A 7662-nucleotide genomic window follows, 5' to 3' on the forward strand; every position below is an offset into this window, starting at 1 on the left:
ATGTGTGCACTAAACTGAGATAAAGCACGGGCCGGCTGGCCGGGACGCCCCGGCCAGCCGGCCCGTTGTCTTAGCGCCCCCCGGCGTGCCGTCGATGCGACACAACGAACGAAAGCACCATGACGAAATCTTCTGAGGAACCCGTGGCGGCTAAGGCTGCCGGCCGCCCGGGCGCGCATGTCCGTCCGGCCTGGTCCGGCTATGCCCTGATCATGGCGGCCTGCGCCGTCCTTGGCCTGGGAATCGACCAGCTCACCAAGTGGTGGGTCGAGTCCACCATGAGCCTTGGACAGGTCACTGACGTTCTGCCGCCGGTGCTGCGCTGGCACTATATCCTCAACCCGGGCGCTGCCTTCTCGATCGGCACTGACCACACCTGGGTGTTCACCATCATCATGGTGGCCGTCTGTGCCTTCCTGATCTACCTCATGCTTAAGGTCCGTTCGTTGTCCTGGGCGGTTGCCCTGGGGCTGGTCCTCGGCGGCGCGATGGGGAACCTGACGGACCGGCTGTTCCGGGCGCCGTCCTTCGGGCAGGGCCATGTGGTGGACTTCATTGCCCTGCCCAACTTTGCGATTTTCAACATCGCGGATTCCTGCGTGGTCTCCGGAGTGATCCTGGTCTGTCTGCTGACCCTGCGCGGTGTGGGTATGGACGGCCAGCGAACCCCTGCCGAAACGCCAAGCGAAATAGCCGCCGCAGATGATGCGGCGGATGCGCCTGGAACTGCTGCCGGGTCCGCGGCCCCGGATCCGGCCCCGGAGCCGGGGCCGGAGCCGGGACACGGTATGGGAAACAAACCCCGGGATACCGGCACTAAAGAGACAACGAATGGCGAAGACACCAAATGAACGAAATCCACACAGTTCTGCAGATTCCTGACGAGGCCGACGGCGGCCGGGCGGACGCGGTCCTGTCCAAGCTCCTGGACGTGTCCCGCTCAACCGCGGCAACCTGGTTCACTGACGGCTACTTCAGCATGTCAGGACGGCAGCTGGACAAATCGGACCGGCTTTCCGCCGGGGATCAGGTCACTGTGGACATTCCGGAACAGCGGGACCCGCTTGCCGTCGTCGTCGAACCGGTGGAGGGTTTGAAGATCCTGGCTGATGACGAGCATTTTGTTGTCATCGATAAGCCCGTGGGCGTTGCCGCTCATCCGTCGCCCGGCTGGGTTGGGCCCACCGTCGTGGGCGGCCTGGCGGCCGCCGGCTACCGGATTTCAACCTCCGGCGCTCCTGAACGGCAGGGCATCGTCCACCGCCTGGACGTGGGAACGTCCGGAGCCATGGTGGTGGCCAAGACCGAGCATGCCTACACGTTGTTGAAGCAGGCCTTCAAGGACCGCACCGTGGACAAGATGTACCACGCCGTAGTCCAGGGACTGCCGGATCCGCTGCGCGGCACCATTGACGCGCCCATTGGTCGCCATCCGTCCTATGACTGGCGTTTTGCCGTCCTGGAAGGCGGACGTCCGTCCGTCACCCACTATGAGGTGCTGGAAGCCTTTGGCAAGGCATCCCTGGTGGAAGTCCACCTGGAAACCGGGCGCACGCACCAGATCCGTGTGCACTTCTCGGCGCTGCGGCACCCCTGTGCCGGAGATCTCACCTATGGGGCAGAGGCCAAGCTTGCTGCCGAGCTGGGACTGACCCGGCAGTGGCTGCATGCCCGGAAACTGGCGTTTACCCACCCCGGCACCGGCGAACGCGTGGAAGTGACCAGCGAATACCCGCAGGACCTCCAGTACGCGCTCGACGCCCTGCAGCGCGGGGATGTCTAAGGCACGCGGCTTAGAAGTGATGAGGCCCGCAGCCGGGCGGCGGCGTGCCGTCCGGCTGCGGCTTTAACCCGGCCTAGAATGGTTCGGTGGCTTCAGCAACTTCTTCCAAATCGTTTGTCCATCTTCACAACCACACCGAGTACTCCATGCTGGACGGTGCGGCCCGCCTGACGGATCTCTTCAGCCACGCTGAAGAGCTGGGCATGAACGCCGTGGCGACCACTGACCACGGCTTCGTGTTCGGGGCCTTCGACTTCTGGAACAAGGCACGCAACGCCGGCATCAAGCCGATTGTTGGCGTGGAGGCCTACCTGACGCCCGGTACGGCACGGGCGGACAAGACCCGCGTGAAGTGGGGCGACGGCGGCCGCAACGACGTTTCCGGTGCCGGCGCCTACACGCATATGACCATGTGGTCCGAGACCACCGAGGGTATGCACAACCTCTTCCGGATGTCCTCGCTGGCTTCCCTGGAGGGCTTCCTCTACAAGCCGCGCATGGACCGGGACCTGCTCCAGACCTACGGCAAGGGCCTGATCGCCACCACCGGCTGCCCGTCCGGGGAAGTCCAGACAAAGCTACGCCTGGGCCTCTACAAAGAGGCCGTCCAGGCTGCCTCGGACTTCCGGGACATCTTTGGTGCGGAGAACTTCTTCTGCGAAATCATGGACCACGGCCTGGACATTGAGCGCAACGTCCAGGCTGACCTGTTCAAGCTCGCCAGGGAGCTGCAGCTGCCGCTGGTGGCCACCAATGACCTGCACTACACCCATGCTGAAGACGCCTCTGCGCACGCCGCGCTGCTGTGCGTCCAGTCCGGTTCGTCCCTGGCGGATCCCAAGCGCTTCAAGTTCGACGCCGACGAGTTCTACCTGAAGTCCCCGGCGGAAATGCGGGCCATCTTCCGCGACTACCCCGAGGCCTGCGACAACACGCTGCTCATCGCCGAGCGCTGCGACGTCGAATTCAACACCAACGCCAACTACATGCCGCGCTTCCCCTGCCCGGAAGGGGAAAACGAGGAATCCTGGTTCGTCAAGGAAGTAGAAACGGGCCTGCACCGCCGCTACCCCAACGGCATCACCGACGCCGTCCGCAAGCGCGCCGACTATGAAGTGGGCATCATTGCCCAGATGGGTTTCCCGGGCTACTTCCTGGTGGTGGCCGACTTCATCAACTGGGCCAAGGCCAACGGCATCCGGGTGGGCCCGGGCCGCGGCTCCGGCGCCGGTTCCATGGCGGCCTACGCCATGGGCATCACCGACCTGGATCCGCTGCAGCACGGCCTGATCTTTGAGCGGTTCCTCAACCCGGACCGCGTCTCCATGCCTGACTTTGACGTGGACTTCGATGATCGGCGCCGTTCCGAGGTGATTCACTACGTCACGGAGAAGTACGGCGACGAGCGTGTGGCCATGATCGTCACCTACGGCACCATCAAGGCCAAGCAGGCGCTGAAGGACTCCTCCCGCGTCATGGGCTACCCGTTCTCCGTCGGAGAGCGCCTGACCAAGGCCATGCCGCCGGACGTCATGGGCAAGGGCCTGTCCCTGCAGGATGTGCACAACAAGGACGCCAAACGGTACGGCGAGGCCGAGGAACTGCGCGAACTGCTGCGCACCGACCCCGACTCCCAGCGCGTGTTCGACACCGCGCTGGGTCTGGAAGGCCTGAAGCGCCAGTGGGGCGTGCACGCCGCCGGCGTGATTATGTCCTCGGATCCGCTGATCGACATCATTCCGATCATGCGCCGCGACCAGGACGGGCAGGTCATTACGCAGTTCGACTACCCCACCTGCGAAGGCCTGGGGCTGATCAAGATGGACTTCTTGGGCCTGCGGAACCTGACGATCGTCTCCGACGCCGTGGAGAACATCAAGAATAACCGCGGTGAGGACCTGGTCCTGGAAGACCTTCCACTGGATCTGAAGCCCGCCTATGATCTGCTGGCCAGCGGCGACACCCTGGGCGTGTTCCAGCTCGACGGCGGTCCCATGCGGTCGCTGCTCAAGAGCATGCGCCCGGATAACTTTGAAGACATTTCCGCCGTCATCGCCCTGTACCGGCCGGGCCCCATGGGCGCCAACTCACATACCAACTATGCGCTGCGCAAAACCGGGCAGCAGGAAATCACGCCCATCCATCCGGAGCTTGAGGAACCGCTGGCGGAGATCCTGGGCACCACCTACGGCCTGATCGTTTATCAGGAGCAGGTGATGGCCATTGCCCAGAAGGTGGCCGGCTTCAGCCTGGGCCAGGCCGACATCCTGCGCCGTGCCATGGGTAAGAAAAAGAAGTCCGAGCTGGACAAGCAGTACGCCGGCTTCCACCAGGGCATGGTGGACCGCGGCTACTCCGAGGCCGCCATCAAGGCGCTCTGGGACATTCTGCTGCCCTTCTCCGACTACGCCTTCAACAAGGCGCACTCGGCCGCATACGGCGTGGTCTCCTACTGGACCGCCTACCTGAAGGCGCAGTATCCGGCCGAGTACATGGCTGCCCTGCTCACCTCGGTGGGTGATGACAAGGACAAGCTGGCCATGTACCTGAACGAGTGCCGCAAGATGGGCATCACGGTGCTGCCGCCGGACGTCAACGAGTCCTCCGTGAACTTCACCCCGGTAGGAACTGACATCCGCTTCGGCATGGGTGCCATCCGGAACGTTGGTGCCAACGTGGTGCAGTCCATGGTTGGCGCCCGCGAGGAAAAGGGTGCGTTCACCAATTTCAAGGACTTCCTGATGAAGGTCCCCGCCGTGGTGTGCAACAAGCGCACCATCGAATCACTCATCAAGGCCGGGGCCTTCGACTCAATGGGCCACGCCCGGCGTCCGCTGGCCATGATCCACGAAGAGGCGATCGATTCCGTCGTCGTGCTCAAGCGCAACGAGGCCGTGGGGCAGTTTGACCTCTTTGCAGCGATTGCCGACCAGGAACCGGAGGACTCGATTAGTATCGAGATCCCCGACCTGCCCGAGTGGGAAAAGAAGGACAAGCTGTCCTTTGAGCGCGACATGCTCGGCCTGTACGTCTCAGATCATCCGCTGCAGGGGCTCGAGGGCATCCTCAGCCAGCATGCGGATTCCTCCATCACCAATATTGTGGGGGAGGAGGGACCGCCCGACGGCGCGATCGTCACCATCGCGGGCATGATCACCTCGCTGCAGCGCAGGATTGCGAAGAACAGCGGCAACGCCTACGCCCGGTGTGAGATCGAGGATCTGGCCGGGTCCATGGAGGTCATGTTCTTCGGCCAGGTCTACGGACCGATTGCGGCTGTCCTGGCCGAAGACCTCATTGTGGTGGTGCGCGGCAGGCTGCAGCGCCGCGACGACGGCGCGGTCACGCTGAATGCCCAGGAACTCACCGTTCCGGACCTCAGCGAGGGGCACTCCGGGCCTGTGGTCATCTCGATGGCCACCTACAAGGCCACGGAAACCGTGGTGACCCAGCTCGGCGACGTGCTCCGCACCCATCCCGGAACCTCCGAGGTGCAGATCCGGCTTAACGGCTCACGCACGGTGGAGGTCATGAAACTGGGCGTTGACATGCGCGTGAACCCCACGCCGTCGTTGTTCGGCGACCTGAAGGTGCTGCTGGGCCCGGCCTGCCTGGACGTGTAGTAAAAGCGGCGGCGGGGCGGGAAAGCCGTAGAATGTAGCCGTGACTTCTTCCAGCCCCGCAGTTGCCAACATGTCCTTCCGAACCATTGACCTGCGCGGCCGGCACCTTTCAGCCGCCGGCCTCAAGCAGGCGATGCCCCGCGCCGTGACCACCACCGAGGTGGCCTCCGACGCCGTGGCGGCCATCATTGCCGATGTCCGTACCCGCGGATATGACGCGCTCACTGAATTGGCCGAGCGGTTTGACCATGTTCAGCAGCACCGACCGCTGGTTCCGCGGGCAGCGCTGACGGAGGCCCTGGACCAGCTGGATCCGAAAATCCGGGTAGCCTTGGAGGAATCCATCCGCCGTGCCCGCCTCTTTGCCGAGGCCCAGCACCCGCAGGACACTGAACTGCAGATCGGTCCCGGCGCCACCGTGACCCAGAAATGGGTCGCCGTGAACCGGGTGGGCCTCTATGTGCCCGGCGGGCTTGCCGTGTACCCGTCCTCCGTGATCATGAACGTAGTCCCGGCCCAGGCTGCCGGCGTTACATCACTTGCCCTGGCCTCACCGCCGCAGCGGTTATTCGGGGGCCTGCCGCACCCGACCATCCTGGCCGCCGCGGAACTGCTGGGCATCGAAGAGGTCTACGCCATGGGTGGGGCCCAGGCGATTGCCGCCTTTGCCTACGGTGTTCCCGCCGCCGGGGCGAACCCGGAACTGGAACCGGTGGATGTGGTCACCGGTCCCGGCAACGTGTATGTGGCCACCGCCAAACGGCTGGTCAAGGGCGTGGTGGGGATTGATGCCGAAGCCGGGCCCACGGAAATCGCCATCCTGGCTGATGAAAGTGCGGATGCACGGCTGGTGGCAGCGGACCTGATCAGTCAGGCCGAACATGATCCCAATGCCGCCTCCGTGCTGGTGACCGACTCCACCGATCTGGCGGAGCGGGTCCGGGGGGAGCTGAGCCGCCAGGTTCCGGCCACCCGGCACCGCGAGCGGGTGGCCACCGCCCTCTCAGGTCCCCAGTCCGGGACCGTCCTGGTGGAGAACCTGGAGCAGGGCATTGCCGTCTGCAATGCCTATGGAGCCGAGCACCTGGAAGTCCAGACAGTGAACGCTGAAGAGGTTGCCGCCCGCATCACCAGCGCCGGTGCCATCTTCGTTGGCAGCTACAGCCCGGTCAGCCTGGGGGACTACTGCTCGGGGTCCAATCACGTGCTGCCCACTGCAGGGACCGCCGCTTTTTCCTCAGGTTTGAATGTGACCACCTTCATGCATGCCATTCAGGTCATCAACTATGACCGTGCTGCGCTGCAGGAAGTGAGCGGCCACGTGGTTGCCCTGTCCCACGCGGAGGACCTGCCGGCCCACGGCGACGCTGTGTCGGTCCGCTTTTCATCCTGACCTCCTGACGCCCAACCACCATATGTAGTACCGGCAGGTACTACATATGGTGACGGGTAGTTGGTGATGACCGCTCTGCGGCCCTAGAATGAGTGCGCAGCCGGTGCAGTGCCGGTTGACCAAGCTTCTTCTTCGGATGCAGCAGTCATTGCAGCGGCCTTCCCGGCCCTTGCACCACAGCGAAAGGACACCGGATGTACTGTCCGTTCTGCCGTAACGCTGATTCCCGCGTCGTAGACAGCCGCCTTACCGATGACGGTTCGGCCATCCGCCGGCGCCGCCAGTGTCCGGACTGCGGGCGCCGGTTCAGCACCGTCGAGACCACCAGCCTGAGCGTCATCAAGCGTTCGGGTGTTGGGGAGCCGTTCAGCCGCGGCAAAGTGATCAACGGTGTGCGCAAGGCCTGCCAGGGCCGTCCCGTCAGTGAGGACGACCTGGCGATGCTGGCCCAGGAGGTCGAGGAAGCCATCCGTGCCAGCGGAGTCGCTGAAATTGATGCCCATGAGGTGGGCCTGGCCATCCTGAAGCCCCTGCAGAAGCTGGACCAGGTGGCATACCTGCGCTTCGCCAGTGTCTATCAGGCCTTCGAATCCCTGGATGATTTTGAGGCGGCCATTGCCGTCCTGCGCGAGGAATCGCTGCCCCCGGCGGCCTCCGCCGATGCAGTTCAGCGTCCGCTGACCGCGCGCTAGGTTATTGGGCAGTACCCCGGACACACAGAAGCGGGGGGGGGGGGGGGGGGGGCGGCGGGGGGGGGGGGGGGGGGGGGGGGTGGGTGGATAAAAATGTGGTTTTTATGTTGTTGGGGTGGGGTTTTTTTTTTTTTTTTTGTTTGGTCGGGGGGTGGGGCGGCGCCCCCACCC

Annotated in this window: 5 protein-coding genes; all 5 read left to right on the forward strand. The window is 64.2% G+C overall.

The features are described 5' to 3' along the window. Positions 1-119 precede the first annotated feature (119 nt). The 5 genes from lspA (at position 120) to nrdR (ending at position 7491) form a co-directional block, all read left to right on the forward strand. The gene (lspA, locus tag ABIB35_RS14580; RefSeq protein ID WP_502915796.1) at positions 120-851 is read left to right on the forward strand and encodes a signal peptidase II; all 732 of its coding nucleotides are present in this window, start codon (positions 120-122) and stop codon (positions 849-851) included. Then, positions 848-1783: an RluA family pseudouridine synthase gene (locus ABIB35_RS14585; protein ID WP_502915797.1), complete on the forward strand. Its 936-nt coding sequence runs from the start codon at positions 848-850 to the stop codon at positions 1781-1783. Before lspA ends, ABIB35_RS14585 begins: the two co-directional genes overlap by 4 nt. 86 nt (positions 1784-1869) lie before the next feature. Further along, complete coding sequence (gene dnaE / locus ABIB35_RS14590) at positions 1870-5406, forward strand: DNA polymerase III subunit alpha (protein WP_354182446.1); 3537 nt, start codon at positions 1870-1872, stop codon at positions 5404-5406. Between the two features lie 70 nt (positions 5407-5476). Further along, positions 5477-6799 (forward strand): histidinol dehydrogenase, encoded by a 1323-nt coding sequence (gene hisD / locus ABIB35_RS14595; RefSeq protein ID WP_354182454.1) that lies wholly within the window; start codon positions 5477-5479, stop codon positions 6797-6799. A 194-nt stretch (positions 6800-6993) separates the two neighbouring features. Next, positions 6994-7491 (forward strand): transcriptional regulator NrdR, encoded by a 498-nt coding sequence (gene nrdR / locus ABIB35_RS14600; RefSeq protein ID WP_354182447.1) that lies wholly within the window; start codon positions 6994-6996, stop codon positions 7489-7491. Positions 7492-7662: the final 171 nt, after the last annotated feature.

The sequence above is a fragment of the Arthrobacter sp. UYP6 genome (assembly GCF_040547315.1).
GTDB lineage: Bacteria > Actinomycetota > Actinomycetes > Actinomycetales > Micrococcaceae > Arthrobacter_B.